Origin of the sequence: Bacillus thuringiensis, assembly GCF_001182785.1 — a bacterium.
Taxonomy (GTDB): Bacteria; Bacillota; Bacilli; order Bacillales; family Bacillaceae_G; genus Bacillus_A; species Bacillus_A thuringiensis_S.
The window spans coordinates 3808403-3827406 of sequence record NZ_CP012099.1; the positions used below are offsets into that span (position 1 = coordinate 3808403).

Consider the following 19004-nt stretch of genomic DNA (forward strand, 5'->3'; position numbering starts at 1 on the left):
GGAGAAGACTTACGTTTCCCCATAAGTTCTTCCTCCGGTTTCTCCTCTCCCTTTGCCTTCTTACTAGTACATGCTAGTATAAGAAGGGCCCTGCTATGCAGGGTTTTTTTTTCTTTGTGTGCTTTTCATTTAAAAAGTGAAATGGTACAGTAAAAGAAAGAGGAGGAAAAAATATGATTCAACGCTTTATAGAACTCGGAGAAGGCTACTCTGATTTATATGAATTACTTGAAATTGCCAAAACAAATCAAGAACGTATAGCACATATGTTACAATTTGAAACGATAAAAAACGATAAAAAAGTGTGTTCGCTTGTTGTAATATTAAAACCAACTACTACTGGTGATTTCCAACCATTATACATATGTCGTGAAGGCATTCCTGTATTTGAAAATAAAAAAAGTAAACGTGTCGTTTTATTTGAAGAAACGGCAGCGCAACTCGGGAAAAAAGTGGCTACCTTTACTGTAAAGCCATCTACAACTTTCCCAGAAAAAGAACTATTTTTTAATCATTTAATTGGTATTTTACGAATGAACAATTTCATTCCTCCGATGAAATAACACTTTATTTCAAATGAAAAATCCCCCACTAAATTTAGCAGGGGATTTTTTCTATTAGCTATAATCGTATTCTTTTGCTCGATCAGGACGGGAATTTTCAAATTCCGTTTTTAAATACGGGCGATACGACTGTTCTATCTTTTTCACAAAAGGAAGTTTGTTCAACTTATGCATCATATGCTCAATTTGTTCCATGTCACAATATACTACAGCATATTTTAATCGTTTTGATATGTAATGTATGTTACCATATTTCCTTAAAATCTTGGCATGTTTCAATGAATGTAAATAAACAATCATACTTTGTCGTTGCCCGAACATAATCTTCTCCATCTTCTCCTTTTAAAAACATATATTTTATATTCTATGAAAACCAATCAGAAATTTATAACATTACAGGACAAACTCTGTATACGTTTTCTTCCAACTTCTAAAAAACGGGGTACATCACCCCGTTTTTTTACAACCACAACCTCCGCCAGTACCACAACCTCCACCACAGCCACCAGCATCAAAGAATGGATTTCCTGTTGGCACCTTAATGGAAGAAGACACTTCCGAACCGATTGCTACACTAACTTCGTCTAATAACTTCTGCAAAGCAGTTTCTGCTCTTTTAAAAGCTGCAACCTTATCATGTAAGTCCACAGAACGCTTTAATTCTCTCATTTTCATCGACACGGTAGTATAGTCAGGATGGTATTTTCCAAAACGCTGTACTTCCTCATACCGTTCTTTCATCGCTGTAAATTGCTGAATTAACGTCTGAAGTTCCATATCTTCATGTAATTCTCTATAATACTTACGATAATCTTCTGCTATATCTGAACAGATAATCGCTTTTGCAAGCTGCTCTGCCTTATCTAATATTAATACGCTTTCTAGCGTCGCTACAATCATGAGAGACACCTCCGAGTATCCATCATACCACATTTAGATTAGAACTACTAATTGAAGTGACTTACTCAAAAGAAAGATATAATGAAACTATTTTCACACTATATCCGTACACACTTATACATTAATATGTTCCGCTATATTATATTTAAGAACATCCCATTTCCCACTATTTTGTTTCACATAACTAATACACGCATTTTTTAATGGTGTCTTAAATGTAATTTCATCTGGTTCAATGGCATGTAAAATCGCTTTTATCGCGTGTGAGTGAGCAACAATAATAATACGTTTGCCAAAATGAGTTGTTGCAACATCTTCTAAAGCAGCAAAACAACGAGCTACAATCTCTTCATCTTGCTCCATACCTTCTACTTTACCCTCAGCAATCAACTCTCTAACAGCCGCAACTGGCTTCCCTGAAGCTTCTCCAAAATTCCGTTCAACAAATCGCTCATCTAATAAAATCGATTGTAATCCAGCTGCCTTTGCGATTTCATTAGCCGTTTCTTGCGCTCTAATTAACGGGCTACTTATAATAATATCCCACGTTTCTTCTTGTAAAGCAGCTGCACTTTGACTCGCTTGCTTCTTACCAACTTCATTAAGCGGAATATCTTCTCGCCCCTGAATAATTTCTTGAAAGTTCCAATCAGTTTGTCCATGTCGTACTAAACAAATTTCCGTCATGCTGCAACTCCTTTTTAAATAATCAACCTCTATTGTAACAAAAGTTCTGCATGACGGACATATTTTTCACTTCCAATTAGGTTGCATTTTGTTGCTTCATATACTGAAACATATCAATCATGATCGAAGCAACGGCCAATTGATTTTGAAATTTTTCCACTTTATCTGGTATTGTTTTTTTGAAATGTTGCATCGCCGCTAACTCAAAAGCCTCTTTTTCTTCAGGATTTCGCGTTAATTTTCTATACCAGTACGGTTGCTCTCTAATATAGCGAGATAAATCCTCATCAGCCTTTATAAACTCCATAATTTCTGCTCTCATCATCTTTCCCCCTAATCCTTTTGAAAGAAAAACGGGTTATTTTCTGAAGTACTTTGTTCTTGCTGCGTACGGTTACCTTGAAATTGCTGAATAACTTGTTGCACGCTCCCAATAGCACTCGTCACATTGGCTAAATGGTTCTGCATTTGTTCCACGTCCAACTTTTTAAAAAAAGAAAGCATTTGCCCCATCACATCAGCAGTTTTTTCCTCTTCAGTTCGATTATCTTTTTCTTTCTTATTTTCTTTTACCGAAGAAAACGCAGGCGCTCCATCGGGTCTATAAGTTGCCCATATTGGATCTTCTTCACCAAGTAAGTACCATTCTTCATAAAATTGTTGCCAAGTTTTGTGACCACTTCTAACCTCATGAACCATTTTAGGGTGATGGTTTACAAATTCTTTAAACTGTTGAACCGATGGATGTAACGGTCCTTTTGTTGTTGGCATAATCCTCACCTCTCCATGTATATCTACTATATAGTAAGAAAAAAAAGGCGCATGGTTCGCCTATTTTTAGACGATTCATGCACCTTTTTTTCTGCTATTTGCATACGGTCAGATTCCCACCTACAATTCAGTGAATACGAAGTAACTAATTAGGTGATGTAACACCCCACCGCTTACAGTTTCGCTTTATTTTCGAATAAAATTTTGTGTATAAAATTTATCGTATACACCAACACCTAATCCTGTAAATTGTTCATTTAATAAATTCTTTCTATGCCCCTCACTATTTAACCAGCCTTGCACTGCCGCAATTCCATCACTATGTTGCGCCGCTATGTTCTCACCAGCAAGTTGAAATCCTACTTTCCCGCGCTGTAAACGATCTCCTAGCGTACCTAATGTAGGTGAGTCATGAGAAAAATAATTATTGTCTTTCATATCTTTACTGTGACCAACAGCAACATCTGCTGTTTCCTGATCCCATGTTAATAATGGTAATTTATGACGACTTCGAATGATATTTGTTAAATCAAAAATTTGTTGCATATTCCCATTTTCTACTTGTTTTATCTTTTCTGGAGTCAATGGTTGTTCCGCTATTAATTCACCTGAATAAACGAGCTGATACGGTCTTTGATGTAATAAAGTTTCATCATCCATATAACGAACACCAACAAGCTCATGTGTAAATTGATCAAAATACAATTGCGCCCATCCATCTTCTACAGGTATTAACGGTTGTTCCATGACTTCAGTATCAGATAGTTCAAATTGATAACTATTTTTCCCTCTTTTTAATGAAATTTCATGCGAAAGCGGACTTTTTTTATATACTTCTTCATATTTTTCATTTATATAATAAGGCGGAACCTTAACTTGTTCACCAGCAGCATACGCCGTTACAACTTTACGTTCAGAAACTCCAAATTGAACATACTGAGTTAAATCCTGATTGTATACCCACCATTCATATCCGTATGCAGATGGCTCAATTCGAGAGGGTTCTCCCCACTTCGCTAATAAATTTTCAGAGTCTTCACCAATCATATTTAAAACAGTGTCTGAGGAGTCTTCCTTAATTTGCTTTTTCTTTTTCACAATTTTATTTTCTTGCTTTGATTGAGATGGCGTTAATATATATTGTGAAACGAGTAATTTCCCGTATAAATCAACAGCTAAAATTAAAATTGTAATCATTACGATACGCAATAATTTCTTCAAACGATATACCTCCTGAACAAAACATAAAATTGAGATATACACAAATCATTTTCTTTCTTTTTGTGTGTACCGTACTCTTTTCACTATATCATATTTTTGTGAAAAAAGTCTGGATTATCCCTTTTCTCTCAATATGAATTGCACTTTCTTATTATTCATACTATTATAAAAATAATGGTGTAACATTAAAAAAGGAGGTATTATATGCAATTTACAAATACGAAATTTAATGGATCCGTCGTTGAATTAACTCTTTTAACTGAAATCATGGAAAACAACCACTTCGTACTTGCTGGACAGTGGGATTATGAACGGGTTACATACGATTATAAATTTGAAATATTAAAAGATGTTTATTATTTACGAGTGCAAGGAGTTGCTGTTGAAGGTGATATCGGCAGCAGACACGCTGAAGTAAAACTACTCCCTCCCTTATTAGGAAAACATTATTATCCTCATGGCGTTGAATATGGTGATGATGAGACTTTCCCAACGAACGTACTTCAAAAAAGCGAACAACTCCTACAAAATGTCGAAAAAGAGTTAAAAGAATTTCAAATTATTGATTAACAAAAACAAGCGCATCAATATGATGCGCTTGTTTTATTTCTCTTCCCTAAGAATGAATCGTTTTTTTTACTGGATATCCATAAATAGATCCATCTTTTACTTTAATCTCATCCTCCCAAGGAACCTTATATTTACCTTCAGCTAAATCTTTTACAAACGTATATGGATTTTCTTTCACCCCACCAGGAGTTGCTACATATCCCCTTGACCCTAGATTATATATATTATTTTCTAATCCCCATCCTAATCTAGCCTGATCTGCTAGTTCCGGATATACTTCAGCAGTCACAATCTCCCAAGGATTTCGATGCCCCTGTACTAAAGTAGTCCCATCAAAATTACATACTTGTCCTTCACCAAAGTAATAAAATACACCATCATAACCCGCTAAGTTTACCGACAATGTATACATTAAATTTTGCCATGCATTTGAACGATTGGTTAGCATCCATTGTTCACTAACTTGTGTGCTATATCCAGAAATACGGATCAAGACATTTGCTCCTTTATAGGCCGCTTCACGAGCTACTTCAGGGAACATGCCATCATGACAAATACAAACAGCTAATTTACTTCCTCCAGGTCCATCACAAACAGGTAAGCCTAAATCTCCAGCTTTCCAAGGCTCGACTGGCACCCAAGGATTTAGCTTACGATACTTCAAAATCATTTCACCTTGTGGATCAATAATAACTGCTGTATTATACGGTTCTCCACCATCAGGATTTTTTTCCATTATTGAAAAAACACCATATACTTTAGATTCTTTGCATGCCTCAGCAAATAAGTCGGTTTCTGGCCCAGGCACTGTACATAAAAATTCTTCTGTAGTCCATTTTTTTGTATTGAGCCCTTGTGTGCTATATTCAGGAAATACTATCAATTCTAATCCAGGGTAACCTGATTTAGTCGAATGAATTGTTTTTATGATTTGTTGAATTTGTTTATCAATGTCTGCACGTGACTCTACTACTGGTACTGGATATTGAATTAACGCTGTCAAAAAACCACTAATCGGCTTTACCATACTTCCACTACTACCCATTTAAATTCCCCCTTAAAATAGTCTATGTTTATTAAAGAAAACACTATAAAGTGAAACTTTAATCAGCGGGGTGTCCATCCCTCACTGATTATTAACCTTCACCAATCAGGCTTTTACGGACAGCCCGACTCCCGCAAATAGCAGGAGAAAGTTGTAAATCTCTAAAAAACTTGCACTACATATGGAAATATTACGTCTTAAAGCTAGTAGTAAATTTTATATCCACTTTTAGTACATGCCTACACTAAGTTAACATAAAAGGTCAGAAAATTCAATCTTTTATACTCATTATAATTTAAAAGAAAAAAGTGCATGAGATCTCCCATACACTTCTTCTACTTAGTCTGCAAATAAGGTGGTAATTGCTGCAACTGCTCCTTATCCTTTTCACGCTCTCTACGTGCCCATCTAAAGAATACATAGCCTATAATTGTACCGTACACTATTTCCTGGACAATTTTCATTATGATACCACCAGTTTGTTGGTCTTGTACTACTGGCATCCAGTGTAAAAATTCTGGTCCAGTTATATTTAAATCTGATAAAGTGCCCGCCGGTACACATAGTTCCATTGCTTTCATCCAAGCGGCTGGATCCGTATACGTTGCGAATAACGGAGCCGTCGCAAAAATTATTAACGCACAAGCTGGCGTTAATAATATACCGTTAGCAAACATGTAACCAAGTTTCTTTATATCACTTAACGTTTGATATTCTGGTAACGGATTTAGCATCGGCCACCACATCATGATTGCTGTAAAAAACAATATAGTGAGACAAATAGGATGAGCAATTTGACTTTGTTTTACCGTATCAAAAACAACTGGTAAATGATAAAAAGAAAACAGGCCGTTAAATACAAACAATGCAATAAGTGGTTTAGCAAATACCTTTAATATAATTTGAACGAACTTAAAAGAAGTAATGTAACGATATAACCAAATTGGTATACCAAGCAACAGTAACGGTGGAACTGCAATATACATGACTGCCATTTCAAACATATGAGCACTAAATATAATATGGCCAATTAAATCAATAGGCCCTCCCTTTACAAAATACAAAAGAACAATACCAGTCGTAAAATAAATAATTTGCTTCTTACTTACCTTCGTCGCATTTTCAAATCTCATTCTATAAGGCCCAATAATTAAGAAGTACCCAATAAGAATCGAAAGCATAAATAATAAAAAAATTGGACTCCATAGAGCCTGAAAACCAAATATCCATAAGTTACTCATTGTCACACCTACCTTCTTAAGGTTATTCCATAATATGAAGAGGGAGCTGTGACAACACAAGCTCCCTTATTTTTCACTTTTCAAACCCACACGATTGTCATAAAAGCTAAAATTGTAATTAACCCTATTAGCAGACCAGAGTAAAGAAAGAAACTTGCCGCTTCATGTCCTTTATGACTCATATGCATAAAATAATACAATTGAAAAATCACTTGTACCACTGCTAATAGTAAAATAAATGGCACCGAGAAAGTCGGACTAAAAGTTTTTGGATACGCCACTGCTACAAATGCAACTAATGTTAAAAAAATCATTAATGCAAACGTAATAACTTGATGCTTCATTTCCTCCGCACTTTTTCTCTTCCGATAAACAAGATCAACTTTAGGATTATTCGTTTGCTTTATCGCCATTGTTTATCCCACCATTCCCATTAAATATACTACAGTGAAAATAAACACCCAAACTACGTCAATAAAGTGCCAATAAATCGATGCAACATAAAACTTCGGTGCATTGTATAAATTTAGACCTCTCTTCGCATTTCTAAAGATTAATGTTAAAATCCAACACAATCCAAACAATACGTGGAGTCCATGTGTACCAACAAGAGCATAAAACGCAGAGCCAAACGCACTACTTCTCATAGTATGCTTAAATTCATGTGTATAATGATAAAACTCATATATCTCAAACCCTAAAAAACCTAAACCTAGCAATACAGTTACTAGTAACCAAAGTTGCATTTTCTTAAAGTTAAAGTTTTTCATATGGTACATCGCATATACACTCGTTAAGCTACTCGTTAATAAAAGCATCGTCATAATGAAAACGAGCGGCATTTGGAACATCTCTTGAGATGTTGGTCCACCATTTGTAGAATTCTTTAGCGCTAAATATGTGCCAAACAAGGAAGCGAACAACACTGTTTCGCCTCCAAGAAATAACCAAAAGCCGACAAACTTATTTTTCCCCTCAAGGGTTGCTTTTTCAGGCTCTGCTGGAAATGTTTCATTCGTTAATTTTTCATCTACATGCATTATGCCTTGCCCCCCTTATCCTCTAAATCTTCCTTATGAATATGATATCCATGATCATCGATTACTGAACGTAGGAACATTGTGCCAAATGTAATGATTAAACCAATAATTGCTACTAATAACCAGAACTTATCTTTTCCGCCCTGCATATACATTGCACCAAATGCCGCTATAAACAATCCGAAAGAAATGACAAATGGTGAAAACGAAGGATTTGGCATATGAATATCACCAACTGGTTCCGCTGCTGTCATCTCTTTATTACCTTCACGTTTTTCAATCCAAAACGGATCTAATCCGCGAACAAATGGTAGTTGTTTAAAGTTATATTCTGGTGTCGGTGCTGGCATCGTCCATTCTAATGTACGTGCATCCCACGGATCACGACCAGCTTTTTCTTTTGATACTGTCGTTTTAATTACATTGAATAGAAGAACAATCGTCCCAAGAGCCATAAACACCGCTCCGATAGAACTAATCATATTCCCCATTTCCAACCCTTGCCCTTCAAGATATGTGTAGTAACGGCGTGGCATACCAATCAAGCCAAGGAAATGCTGAATAAAGAACGTTAAATGGAAACCGATAAAGAATAGCCAAAACGTTATCTTTCCTAATGTTTCATTTAATACTTTATTAAACATCAGTGGCCAATAATAATGAGCTCCTGCAAGTAAACCAAATACAACACCGCCAACGATTACATAATGAAAATGTGCTACTACGAAATAGTTATCATGAAATTGATAATCAGCTGGTGCAGATGCTAGCATAACCCCTGTAACTCCACCCATGACGAATGATGGAATGAAAGCTACTGCCCACATCATCGGTGTTGTAAAACGAATATTTCCGCCCCACATTGTAAAGAGCCAGTTGAATATTTTGATACCAGTCGGAACCGCAATCGCCATTGTTGCAACTGAGAAAATAGCATTAGCAACTGGACCAAGTCCAACAGTAAACATATGATGCGCCCATACCATAAATCCTAAAAATCCAATTAATACAGTCGCAAACACCATCGATGAATAACCAAACAATCGTTTTTTCGAAAATGTCGCGAAGATTTCCGAGAATATTCCGAAAGCTGGGAGTATAAGAATGTATACTTCTGGATGACCGAAAATCCAGAATAAATGCTCCCATATAATTGTATTCCCGCCCAATGCTGGATTAAAGAAACTTGTTCCAAATAAACGATCTAACATTAAAAGTCCTAATCCTACAGTTAACGGTGGAAAAGCGAATAATATAAGCGAAGATGTTACAAATGTCGTCCATGTAAACATCGGCATACGCATATACGTCATTCCTGGCGCACGCATATTAATAATGGTTACAAGGAAGTTAATACCTCCAATTAATGTACCAATACCTGAGATTTGCAAACCGAGTACATAGAAATCAACACCATGACCTTTAGAGGCTAAAGCTAAAGATGCATAAGATGTCCATCCTGCATCAGGTGCTCCACCTAAAAACCAACTTAAATTTAAAAATACTCCACCAAAGAAAAATAACCAAAATCCGAGTGAATTCAAAAACGGGAACGCTACATCACGTGCACCAATTTGAAGTGGTACAGCGGCGTTCATAAATGCAAACACGAGTGGCATAGCTGCGAGGAAAATCATTGTTGTACCGTGCATCGTCAATACTTGATTATAAGCATCCCCAACAAGAAAAGCGTTGTTAGGAATCGCTAATTGAAGGCGAATAAATAGAGCTTCTATTCCGCCTATTACAAAAAACAATCCACCTGCAATTAAATAGAGAATGGCAATCTTTTTATGGTCTACTGTCGTTAAATAATCCCATATGACAGCACCCATCCCCTGTTTTTTTGCTACAGAACTCACGTTTTCAACCTCCCCTTCGCGAATAATCCCTCTTTACTTTTCAACTTTTAACGTTTGTAAGTATGCATTTAATGCATCAATTTGATCATCCGTTAAGTTGCCATATTTGCCAGTCATTTTGTTTCCTGGCTTCATATTTTCAGGATCTTTCAGCCATTTTTTTAAGTTTTCTTCATTGTTTTCGGCAATACCGGCAACCATATCGCGATCCGCAAAGTTTGCTAAGTTTGGTGCGATACGAGCGGAAGGTGGTCTACTATCATTAGATCCAACTGCGTGACAACCAATACAGCTTTTATTAAATATTTCTTGGCCCTCTTGCGCCTTTGTTGAAGCTACTTCTTTCTTCCCATCAATCTTCTTCATATCAGCAAGCCAATTTTTGTACTCGCTTTCATCTAAAGCTTTCACTTTAAATTGCATTAAAGAATGTGATGGGCCGCAAAATTCTGTACAAAAACCATTATAAGTGCCCGATTTATCTGCCTTTAACCACATTTTGTTCACATTGTCTGTATTTGTATCCATTTTCCCAGCTAAAGATGGAACCCAAAATGAGTGTTTAATATCGGCACCCTTCAAATTTAAATACACTTTCTTACCTGTGGGGATGACTAAATCTTGCGAAGTTACTATCTTTTCTGATTTATAAGAAAATTCCCACCAATAAAGATTCGCTGTTACATCAACAACGATAGTATCTTTATCAATATTCTTTTTCTCCATCGCACTTACATCAGCAAGTTTGAATGTATATGTAACCGTTGGAACAGCTAAGATTAGTAAAAGAATAATCGGAATAACTGTCCATATAATTTCTAGCTTGTGATTTCCTTCAACTTGCTCTGGAATATAATCTTCCTGACCTTTCTTTTGTCGGAAACGCACAATTACATACAAGAAAATAATAGTAACTACTAGTACTACTCCTACCATGATTGCACTCGCCAGTAGAAGTAAATCATATTGCATTTTTGCTACTTCTCCTTGCGGAATTAAAGTAGATTGAAAGGCTTTACCGCATCCCCCTAACAGTAAAGCCAGCAGTGAAACGAACGAAAGCAGTCGCCACTGTTTCTTCATACAAACAACCCCCACTTTCCTTGTGAATTAGATTGTACTTTATAGTTAAGTAAAGTAAATCTCAACGTAAAGAAATCCAATTATGTCGTTGTCTTAGAAGAATGTAACTACAATCATTGATACAAATAAGATTGTTAAATAATTTAGGGAATAAACAAACATTTGCACGGACCATTTTATGTCATCTTTCTTACGGAAGCCATAAAATCCTAAAGCGATCCATCCGATGTTAAGCAGTGTTGCAATTACCATAAATGTTATCCCTAGTCCACTCATATAAAATGGTAGTGGTAATAAACATACTGTCCAAATCATAATTTGGCGTTTCGTAATTTCAAATCCATGAACTACAGGAAGCATTGGAATTCCTGCATTTCGATATTCATCAACACGTTTCATCGCTAATGCAAGGAAATGTGGGATTTGCCAAATAAACATAATTAAAAATAACATCCAAGCAATTGGATGACCTAAAGATGGATCGATTGCTGCCCATCCAATTAAAGGTGGAACTGCTCCAGATATACTACCTACAACAGTATTTAGTGTATACTTTCTCTTTGTCCATAAAGTATATAGGACAACATATGTGAAAGCACCAATAAATCCCATTAAAACTGCCATTGGTGTTGTTAATAATAAGAATACAAATCCAAGAAGTAATATAACTAGTCCAAATGTAAGTGCAAATCCTGGTTTATACTTTCCAGTAACTGTTGGACGAGTCTTTGTTCTTTCCATTAACGGATCGATGTCTCTATCGATGTAGTTATTTAAACAACATACCCCCGCCATAATTAATCCAGAACCAACGATTGTAAAAAATAGCTTATCCAGATTGTCCATCACACTTAATCCATTAAAGTGTAACGCCAACCAAAATCCTGTAAATACAGTAAGTGTATTTGAGTTTACAATCCCCATTTTAACGAGTGCTGATAAATCTTGTAACCGAGTTGTTTCCGGTACACTTGTAACAGCGGACTCATCATGCAGCTCACTTGTTGCATGGTTCATCACTCTAACCCCCTCTTAAAACTTTCATCTTTCTTTTTGCGCCTATTTCAAATGAAATAATTCGCTTCTATATAGCAATATTATTACAGTAGAAACATTGTTAACCCATTCTACTACTAATCTACGCCCATACTCCAATATATTAAATCATATTTCCCGAACAATTTGTGAAGAAAACATGAACTTTTTGTGTCGAATATAAAAAACTTCATTCTGACTTGTCCTTATCATAACATGATGTTACATTCTATAATAAACTATTTTCTCCTATTTAACACGTATTCTCCCCATTTCTTTTCAAAATAGCCTATTTTTCACCTAAATTTTTCCTTACGAACCCTGTTTTCACACCTATTTTCTCTCCCTTGTCTTCCCCCTCCATTTCTTTGCTATTTTATTATTTTTTATATATCATAGGAACTAGCGCGTTTTATTCTATACATAATGGAATGAAAATATTTCGCAATAACTTCATAGCAGAAAGATGGTGAAAGAGATTGCAACGCTTTATTAAATGGTTAGCAGTCATTACAAGCCTTGATTTATTAATAGTTTTATTAGGAGGCGCTTTAGTTACAAAAACAGGTTCTGGTCAAGGTTGTGGTAAATCATGGCCACTTTGTAACGGTGAATTTGTTCCATCTAATTTATCAATGGAAACTATTATTGAACTTAGCCACCGATTAACATCAGGATCAGCTGGAATTCTTGTCACTCTCCTTTGTATTTTATCCTGGAAATATTATAAACATGTGCGTGAAACAAAAACGTTAGCAATTTTATCCTTCGTATTTTTAGTTGCACAAGCATTAATGGGAGCAGCAGCAGTTGTTTGGGGACAAATGCCAGCTGTACTTGCTATCCATTTCGGTATTTCCTTAATTTCATTCGCTTCTGTCATTTTATTAACGTGTCTTATCTTTGAAATTGACCAAAAATTTGATGCACGTTCACTTATTATGGACAAAAAAATGAAATTTCATATTTATGGTGTAACAATTTACAGTTATATCGTCGTCTACACAGGCGCTTTAGTACGTCACGAACGAGCTAGCTTAGCCTGTCCAGACTTTCCTTTATGTAGCAAAAACAGACCTATGCCAACTCAACTACATGAGTGGGTTCAAATGGGCCATAGAGTTGCAGCAATGTTAATTTTCGCTTGGATACTTTACGCGATGATTCTCGCTATTCGTCATTACAAACAGCAACCTGTAGTATATTGGGGATGGATCATTTCATTTATCCTTGTTACACTTCAAGCTGTAGTAGGAATTTTAGTTGTATTTACAAACGCTAGTTTAGCAATGGCATTGTTACATTCTCTATTCATTTCTTGCTTGTTTGCCGTACTATGCTATTTAGTTATGTTAGGAACAAGAAGTAAAGTGAATGCAAAAGAAGCCGAATCAACTTCTAAACAAACAAAATAATTTAAAACTAAAATCCCTTGCCAATTCGGCAAGGGATTTTTTGCAATAAAGAAAAGAGCTGTATTTACACAGCTCTTTTCTTTATTTTAGTGATCTAATTCAATAAGTAAATCACCCGTTTGAATTGCATCACCATCGTTAACATATACTTTCTTCACTTTACCATTGAACGGCGCTTGAACTGTCGTTTCCATTTTCATCGCTTCTGTAATTGCCATAGAATCGCCTTTTTTCACTTCATCGCCTTCTTTTACAACTACTTTAATTACCGTTCCTGGCATTGTTGCACTAATGTGATTTGGATTTTCACGGTTTCCTTTCACACGTTGTGCAACTGTTGCTTTCACACTCTCGTCTTTCACGATAATTTCACGTGGTTGACCATTAAATTCCAAGTAAAGGACACGATTTCCATCTGGCTGTGGCTCCCCAATGGAAACTAGTTTAACCATCAATGTTTTACCTTGTTCGATTTCCACATTAATTTCTTCACCAAGTCTCATACCATAGAAGAATGTCGGTGTATCAAGTACAGATACATTTCCATAAAGCTCAGCAACTTTTTCATAGTCCATAAATACTTTTGGATATAATGCATATGCAACTACATCAAAAATTGTTACTTCGCGTCCAAGTTTATGGAATAATTCTTCTTTTAACGCGTCGAAATCTACTGGCTCTAGTAGTTCACCTGGTCTTACTGTTAACGGCTCTTTCCCTTTTAAAATAATCTTTTGCAATTCTTTCGGGAAACCACCGTACGGTTGACCTAAATCACCAGCGAACATTTCAACAACAGATCCAGGGAAGTCCAAAGCATGTCCACGCTCTAAAACATCTTGTTCTGTCAGATGGTTTTGAACCATAAATAATGCCATATCGCCAACAACTTTTGATGACGGTGTTACTTTTACAATATCTCCAAACATGTCATTCACACGACGGTACATTACTTTCACTTCATCAAAGCGATCTCCTAAACCAACCGCCTTCGCTTGTTGCTGAAGATTACTATACTGTCCACCTGGCATTTCATGCATATATACCTCTGTGTGAGGTGCATTCATACCACTTTCAAACGGTGCATAGTATTTGCGTACATCTTCCCAATAATGAGATAGCTTTTCTAAAGAATCGATATTAACATCTGGTTGTCTTTCATTTCCACCTAGTGCATAGAATAATGTGTTCGCACTCGGTTGTGACGTTTGACCAGCCATAGAACTCACTGCTACATCGACAATATCAACACCTGCTTCAATTGCCTTCGTATACGTTAATATACCATTTCCACTCGTATCGTGCGTATGCAGGTGAATCGGAATCGATACCGTCTCTTTTAATGCTGAAACTAAATCATATGCTGCGTTTGGTTTTAGTAAGCCAGCCATATCTTTAATACCTAAAATGTGAGCTCCCGATGCTTCCAACTCTTTTGCTAAGTTTTTATAATAATTCAAATCATATTTACTACGTAATGGATCATGAATATCTCCTGTGTAGCACATTGTTGCTTCTGCAATTTTACCAGTATCTCGTACAGCATCAATTGCAACTCTCATACCTTCTACCCAGTTTAAACTATCAAAAATACGGAACACATCAATGCCTGCTTGAGCAGAACACTCCACAAATTTTTGAATTAAATTATCTGGATAGTTTTTGTAGCCAACTGCGTTTGACGAACGTAGTAACATTTGGAATAAAACGTTCGGCATTTTTTCACGAAGATCTAGTAATCGTTCCCATGGATCTTCTTTTAAGAAACGATACGCGACATCAAACGTTGCACCGCCCCACATTTCAGCTGAGAATAGGTTTGGTAACATTCTCGCTGTTGGCTCTGCAATTTGATGTAAATCTTTTGTACGAATACGAGTTGCAAGTAATGACTGATGTGCATCACGGAATGTTGTATCCGTTAAAAGTACACGGTTTTGATCCTGTACCCATTTTACTAATCCATCTGCTCCACGCTCGTCCAAAATTTGTTTCGTTCCATTTTGGATTGGCTCTGAATGTTTTAAACATGGAATACGAGCATCTGGGAATATTGGCTTTTCTTTTTTCCCTACTCCTGGGAAGCCATTTACTGTTACTGAACCAATATAATTTAACATTTTCGTTCCGCGGTCTTTACGTTTCGGGAACAAGAATAGTTCAGGTGACACATCAATAAACGAAGTATCATATTCTCCTGATAAGAAGTTTTTATGTTTTACTACATTCTCTAGGAATGGAATATTTGTTTTAATACCACGAATACGGAATTCTTTTAAGTTACGTTCCATTTTTGCAGCAGCTTGCTCAAAAGTAAGTGCCCAAGTTGTAACTTTTACAAGTAAAGAATCGTAGTATGGTGTAATAACTGCACCTTGGAAGCTATTTCCTGTATCAAGACGCACACCAAAACCACCGCCTGATCGATACGCCATAATTTTTCCTGTATCCGGCATAAAATTATTTAGTGGGTCTTCAGTTGTTACACGAGATTGGATTGCAAATCCATGCACAACTACTTCCTCTTGCTTCGGAACACCTACTATTTTACTATGTAATGCATGTCCATCAGCTATTAAAATTTGTGATTGAACGATATCGACTCCTGTAATCATCTCTGTAATCGTATGTTCTACTTGAACACGTGGATTTACTTCAATAAAGTAAAACTCATCATCTTTTACAAGGAATTCTACTGTTCCTGCATTTAAATAGTTTACATTTTTCGTTAACTTCACAGCAGCATCACAAATACGCTGACGCAGATCATCTGAAAGTGATACACTCGGTGCTATTTCTACAACTTTTTGATGACGACGTTGTACAGAACAGTCACGCTCGTATAAATGGACAACATTGCCTTCTTCATCTGCTAAAATTTGTACTTCTATATGTTTAGGTTTTTCAACGAATTTTTCGACGTAAACTTCATCATTACCAAAGGCTGCTTTCGCTTCTGATTTCGCTCGATTATATGATTCTCCTAATTCCTCACTAGTACGCACAATACGCATACCACGACCGCCACCACCAAGAGATGCTTTAATAATAATCGGGTAATCATACTTTTCAGCAAATTTTTCGACTTCTTCTAATGAATTTACTGGACCGTCACTACCAGGTATAACTGGAATTTGTGCTAGCTGCGCTTGTGTTCTTGCTTTCACTTTATCTCCAAACATATCTAAATGCTTGCTTTTCGGACCGATAAAGATAATCCCTTCTTCTTCACAACGTTTCGCGAATTGAATATTTTCTGACAAGAAACCATATCCAGGGTGGATTGCATCTACATGATTACTTTTTGCAATCTCAATAATGCCTTCAATATCTAGATAAGCATCAATTGGTTTTTTTCCTTCCCCAACTAAATAGGACTCATCGGCTTTATAGCGATGATAAGAACCACTATCCTCTTTAGAATAGATTGCAACTGTTTTTAATCCAAGTTCCGAACAAGCTCGAAACACACGAATTGCAATCTCTCCACGGTTAGCTACCAATACTTTTTGAATACGTTGCAGCTTTGTCATGATTTTCCCCCTCTACTTTCCTACCACTCTAGAGATAAAATATATACACACCTTAAAAAGCGTGAAGTTCTTCACTTTCCACATTATATTATACTTAGAAAGCTTCACTTTATTTTTATCCATCATACCTTATTTTTTAACAAATGATAAGTTTTCTGTACAATTTGTTTCACAAAAATAGTATAGCATACCTCTTCCTTTTCTAACAACTTAATTGTATATCACATTTAACAAAATGTGATATATCTTTTAACTGAAACAGAAAATAATACATCATATTTAAAACTACTTGAAAATAAAAAACACATCATGCTCTAAAGCACGATGTGTTTTTTATTTTACAACTACAAGATGTGGTCCATTTTGTTCTCTTTCTTTTATTACACCATTCTGTTGTTTTTCTTCTCGTTTTACATGACTAGCAATATTAAGTAGTATTCCCATCGCAAGTAGATTAGCTAATAAAGAACTACCACCGTAACTGACAAACGGTAATGGTACTCCTGTAAGTGGTATTACTCCAGACATACCACCAACATTAATAAACGTTTGAACTCCAACCAAGCTTGCAATTCCGATAGCTATTAAACTTCCAAATGGATCTGTACACTTTTGTGCAACTCTAAATGATCGAATAATAATAAGCAATAGACAGATTAAAATAATAGCTACACCTATAAATCCAAGCTCTTCAGATATAATCGCCATTATAAAATCTGTTTGCGGCTCTGGTAAATAACCATACTTTTGTACACTATTTCCTAATCCTCGACCATTTAACCCACCTGAAGCAATTCCAATAAATGAATTTATTAATTGGAACCCATCCTTTTGTGGATCACTAAATGGATCAAGAAAAACTGAAAAGCGTGCCTTTTGATACGAACTTAATGCATAATTCCCAAGAAAATATAGCGCTGGAATCCATACTATAGAAGTTAAAACAATTCGTTTAATCCATAAGTTAATCCGTACTCCTGAACAAAGAAACATAATTCCTACTGTCCCCATAATTAACAAATCAGTCCCTAAGTCATTTTGCTTTAAAATTAAGAACATAATTAAACCAACACCCAAAAGTACTGGCCCTGACCCTTTAAAAACAGGCGTATTCGTTTCCTGCCTCTTCGCAAAGAAATTGGCCAACACAAGAATAACTGTTATCTTAACAAATTCCGCAGGCTGTATTCCAAATATCCATCCACTTGCACCATTTACTGTCTTAGCAAAAAATGCAGCTGCTGCTAATAATGCAACACTAATTCCATAACTTCCCAATAAAAAGATTCGTTTTCTCCACACTTTATATGGGATAATAGCAAGAACTATTAATAACACTGTTCCAGCAGCTAGAGTAATTAATTGTCTTTTAAAAAAGAAATTTGCTGGTTTATCAAACCTCGAAATCGCAACAATGGAACTCGAACTATATACCATTATAACTCCCAGCACACATAAGATAACAAGAGGAAGTAACAATGAATAATCCATTGATTTCCATACTTTTTTCATTTCATTTCCTCTTTCTGTTTCAATTTAATTATTGTTGTATTCCATATGTACATTGATTCTTCCTGCTTTATTATACAAATAAAAAGCTCAAACTAATTTAGTTTGAGCCCCCTTATTTGAACCCGTTATTGTTGTTTGTTTGTAAACGCTTCATGAAGTGCAGATAACTCACGTTCGAGCTCACCTAACATTGCTTTCCCTTGTTCTTCTGCAATAAGACCAAGGCGAACTGCAAAATCGACCTCGCGGGATAGTCCAAACATTTGTGTGTCTAACACTTCTTCATATAATGGACATTGCGGCATTGTAAGATGGTCCATTTGCACCTTAATAAGTCTTAAAATCTTCTCTGCATCCGCTTGTAGAAGGGCTAGTGCCTTTTCCTGATGATTTGCTACTGTCTCAGACGCCAAATTGATTCCCTCCGTTTCCGTCCTACTCTCCTCTATCCTATCTATTAATATTAGCGATAGTTTTAATAAATTGCAATAGAAACATTTTTTGTGACAATAGTGTCTAATGCTAT

The 19004-nt window shown here is 35.9% G+C and carries 19 protein-coding genes; 3 read left to right on the plus strand and 16 right to left on the minus strand.

Annotated features, from left to right (window positions below):
• Window positions 1-173 precede the first annotated feature (173 nt).
• The gene (locus AC241_RS19420) at window positions 174-563 is read left to right on the plus strand and encodes a DUF7147 family protein (RefSeq protein ID WP_029443143.1); all 390 of its coding nucleotides are present in this window, start codon (window positions 174-176) and stop codon (window positions 561-563) included.
• A 54-nt stretch (window positions 564-617) separates the two neighbouring features.
• Here the strand turns inward: AC241_RS19420 and AC241_RS19425 are convergent, their stop codons facing one another.
• From AC241_RS19425 to AC241_RS19450, 6 genes are all read right to left on the minus strand, one after another.
• A complete protein-coding gene (locus AC241_RS19425; RefSeq protein WP_002082261.1) occupies window positions 618-884 on the minus strand; it encodes a YlbG family protein in 267 nt (88 codons plus the stop codon).
• A 126-nt stretch (window positions 885-1010) separates the two neighbouring features.
• Window positions 1011-1463, minus strand: a complete 453-nt coding sequence (locus AC241_RS19430) for a YlbF/YmcA family competence regulator (RefSeq protein ID WP_000634366.1) — start codon at window positions 1461-1463, stop codon at window positions 1011-1013.
• 114 nt (window positions 1464-1577) lie between these two features.
• Window positions 1578-2150, minus strand: a complete 573-nt coding sequence (locus AC241_RS19435; RefSeq protein WP_029443144.1) for a histidine phosphatase family protein — start codon at window positions 2148-2150, stop codon at window positions 1578-1580.
• 76 nt (window positions 2151-2226) lie between these two features.
• Complete coding sequence (locus AC241_RS19440) at window positions 2227-2472, minus strand: YlbE-like family protein (protein ID WP_001200990.1); 246 nt, start codon at window positions 2470-2472, stop codon at window positions 2227-2229.
• Window positions 2473-2483: 11 nt separating this feature from the next.
• Complete coding sequence (locus AC241_RS19445; protein ID WP_001143346.1) at window positions 2484-2921, minus strand: YlbD family protein; 438 nt, start codon at window positions 2919-2921, stop codon at window positions 2484-2486.
• A 186-nt stretch (window positions 2922-3107) separates the two neighbouring features.
• Complete coding sequence (locus AC241_RS19450) at window positions 3108-4142, minus strand: CAP domain-containing protein (protein ID WP_029443145.1); 1035 nt, start codon at window positions 4140-4142, stop codon at window positions 3108-3110.
• A gap of 204 nt (window positions 4143-4346) precedes the next feature.
• On the opposite strand from AC241_RS19450, the gene AC241_RS19455 reads away from it, so the two are divergent.
• Window positions 4347-4712 carry a YugN family protein gene (locus AC241_RS19455; RefSeq protein WP_016080460.1) on the plus strand — a complete coding sequence of 122 codons (366 nt, stop codon included), beginning with the start codon at window positions 4347-4349 and terminating at the stop codon, window positions 4710-4712.
• A gap of 46 nt (window positions 4713-4758) precedes the next feature.
• Here the strand turns inward: AC241_RS19455 and AC241_RS19460 are convergent, their stop codons facing one another.
• From AC241_RS19460 to ctaB, 7 genes are all read right to left on the minus strand, one after another.
• The gene (locus AC241_RS19460; protein WP_000535802.1) at window positions 4759-5757 is read right to left on the minus strand and encodes a formamidase; all 999 of its coding nucleotides are present in this window, start codon (window positions 5755-5757) and stop codon (window positions 4759-4761) included.
• Window positions 5758-6092: 335 nt separating this feature from the next.
• Window positions 6093-6998, minus strand: a complete 906-nt coding sequence (gene ctaG, locus AC241_RS19465; RefSeq protein ID WP_016080459.1) for a cytochrome c oxidase assembly factor CtaG — start codon at window positions 6996-6998, stop codon at window positions 6093-6095.
• Window positions 6999-7078: 80 nt separating this feature from the next.
• Window positions 7079-7411 (minus strand): cytochrome c oxidase subunit IVB, encoded by a 333-nt coding sequence (gene ctaF, locus AC241_RS19470; protein WP_016080458.1) that lies wholly within the window; start codon window positions 7409-7411, stop codon window positions 7079-7081.
• A gap of 3 nt (window positions 7412-7414) precedes the next feature.
• Complete coding sequence (gene ctaE / locus AC241_RS19475) at window positions 7415-8038, minus strand: cytochrome c oxidase subunit III (RefSeq protein ID WP_000557861.1); 624 nt, start codon at window positions 8036-8038, stop codon at window positions 7415-7417.
• On the minus strand, window positions 8038-9873 hold the full coding sequence (gene ctaD, locus AC241_RS19480; RefSeq protein ID WP_172452085.1) for a cytochrome c oxidase subunit I: 1836 nt from the start codon (window positions 9871-9873) through the stop codon (window positions 8038-8040). The genes ctaE and ctaD overlap by 1 nt, the downstream gene beginning before the upstream one ends.
• A 60-nt stretch (window positions 9874-9933) precedes the next feature.
• Window positions 9934-10983 carry a cytochrome c oxidase subunit II gene (gene coxB, locus AC241_RS19485; protein ID WP_000745273.1) on the minus strand — a complete coding sequence of 350 codons (1050 nt, stop codon included), beginning with the start codon at window positions 10981-10983 and terminating at the stop codon, window positions 9934-9936.
• A gap of 93 nt (window positions 10984-11076) precedes the next feature.
• The gene (gene ctaB, locus AC241_RS19490; RefSeq protein WP_001015060.1) at window positions 11077-12000 is read right to left on the minus strand and encodes a protoheme IX farnesyltransferase; all 924 of its coding nucleotides are present in this window, start codon (window positions 11998-12000) and stop codon (window positions 11077-11079) included.
• A 497-nt stretch (window positions 12001-12497) separates the two neighbouring features.
• Here ctaB and ctaA point away from each other — a divergent pair, with 497 nt between their 5' ends.
• On the plus strand, window positions 12498-13433 hold the full coding sequence (gene ctaA, locus AC241_RS19495; protein ID WP_016080456.1) for a heme A synthase: 936 nt from the start codon (window positions 12498-12500) through the stop codon (window positions 13431-13433).
• Window positions 13434-13519: 86 nt separating this feature from the next.
• On the opposite strand, the gene pyc is transcribed toward ctaA, so the two are convergent.
• The 3 genes from pyc to AC241_RS19510 form a co-directional block, all read right to left on the minus strand.
• On the minus strand, window positions 13520-16966 hold the full coding sequence (gene pyc, locus AC241_RS19500) for a pyruvate carboxylase (RefSeq protein ID WP_050844461.1): 3447 nt from the start codon (window positions 16964-16966) through the stop codon (window positions 13520-13522).
• A gap of 333 nt (window positions 16967-17299) precedes the next feature.
• Window positions 17300-18478 (minus strand): FtsW/RodA/SpoVE family cell cycle protein, encoded by a 1179-nt coding sequence (locus AC241_RS19505; RefSeq protein WP_029443148.1) that lies wholly within the window; start codon window positions 18476-18478, stop codon window positions 17300-17302.
• Window positions 18479-18603: 125 nt separating this feature from the next.
• The gene (locus AC241_RS19510) at window positions 18604-18891 is read right to left on the minus strand and encodes an Fpa/YlaN family protein (protein ID WP_000135694.1); all 288 of its coding nucleotides are present in this window, start codon (window positions 18889-18891) and stop codon (window positions 18604-18606) included.
• Between the last annotated feature and the right edge of the window lie 113 nt (window positions 18892-19004).

Excerpts from the sequence above, each read along its gene's own strand:
- AC241_RS19420 (WP_029443143.1), top strand. The coding sequence starts at position 174 with ATGATTCAACGCTTTATAGAACTCGGAGAAGGCTACTCTGATTTATAT.
- AC241_RS19425 (WP_002082261.1), bottom strand. The coding sequence starts at position 884 with ATGTTCGGGCAACGACAAAGTATGATTGTTTATTTACATTCATTGAAA.
- AC241_RS19430 (WP_000634366.1), bottom strand. The coding sequence starts at position 1,463 with ATGATTGTAGCGACGCTAGAAAGCGTATTAATATTAGATAAGGCAGAG.
- AC241_RS19435 (WP_029443144.1), bottom strand. The coding sequence starts at position 2,150 with ATGACGGAAATTTGTTTAGTACGACATGGACAAACTGATTGGAACTTT.
- AC241_RS19440 (WP_001200990.1), bottom strand. The coding sequence starts at position 2,472 with ATGAGAGCAGAAATTATGGAGTTTATAAAGGCTGATGAGGATTTATCT.
- AC241_RS19445 (WP_001143346.1), bottom strand. The coding sequence starts at position 2,921 with ATGCCAACAACAAAAGGACCGTTACATCCATCGGTTCAACAGTTTAAA.
- AC241_RS19455 (WP_016080460.1), top strand. The coding sequence starts at position 4,347 with ATGCAATTTACAAATACGAAATTTAATGGATCCGTCGTTGAATTAACT.
- AC241_RS19460 (WP_000535802.1), bottom strand. The coding sequence starts at position 5,757 with ATGGGTAGTAGTGGAAGTATGGTAAAGCCGATTAGTGGTTTTTTGACA.
- ctaG (WP_016080459.1), bottom strand. The coding sequence starts at position 6,998 with ATGAGTAACTTATGGATATTTGGTTTTCAGGCTCTATGGAGTCCAATT.
- ctaF (WP_016080458.1), bottom strand. The coding sequence starts at position 7,411 with ATGGCGATAAAGCAAACGAATAATCCTAAAGTTGATCTTGTTTATCGG.
- ctaE (WP_000557861.1), bottom strand. The coding sequence starts at position 8,038 with ATGCATGTAGATGAAAAATTAACGAATGAAACATTTCCAGCAGAGCCT.
- ctaD (WP_172452085.1), bottom strand. The coding sequence starts at position 9,873 with ATGGGTGCTGTCATATGGGATTATTTAACGACAGTAGACCATAAAAAG.
- coxB (WP_000745273.1), bottom strand. The coding sequence starts at position 10,983 with ATGAAGAAACAGTGGCGACTGCTTTCGTTCGTTTCACTGCTGGCTTTA.
- ctaB (WP_001015060.1), bottom strand. The coding sequence starts at position 12,000 with ATGAACCATGCAACAAGTGAGCTGCATGATGAGTCCGCTGTTACAAGT.
- pyc (WP_050844461.1), bottom strand. The coding sequence starts at position 16,966 with ATGACAAAGCTGCAACGTATTCAAAAAGTATTGGTAGCTAACCGTGGA.
- AC241_RS19505 (WP_029443148.1), bottom strand. The coding sequence starts at position 18,478 with ATGAAAAAAGTATGGAAATCAATGGATTATTCATTGTTACTTCCTCTT.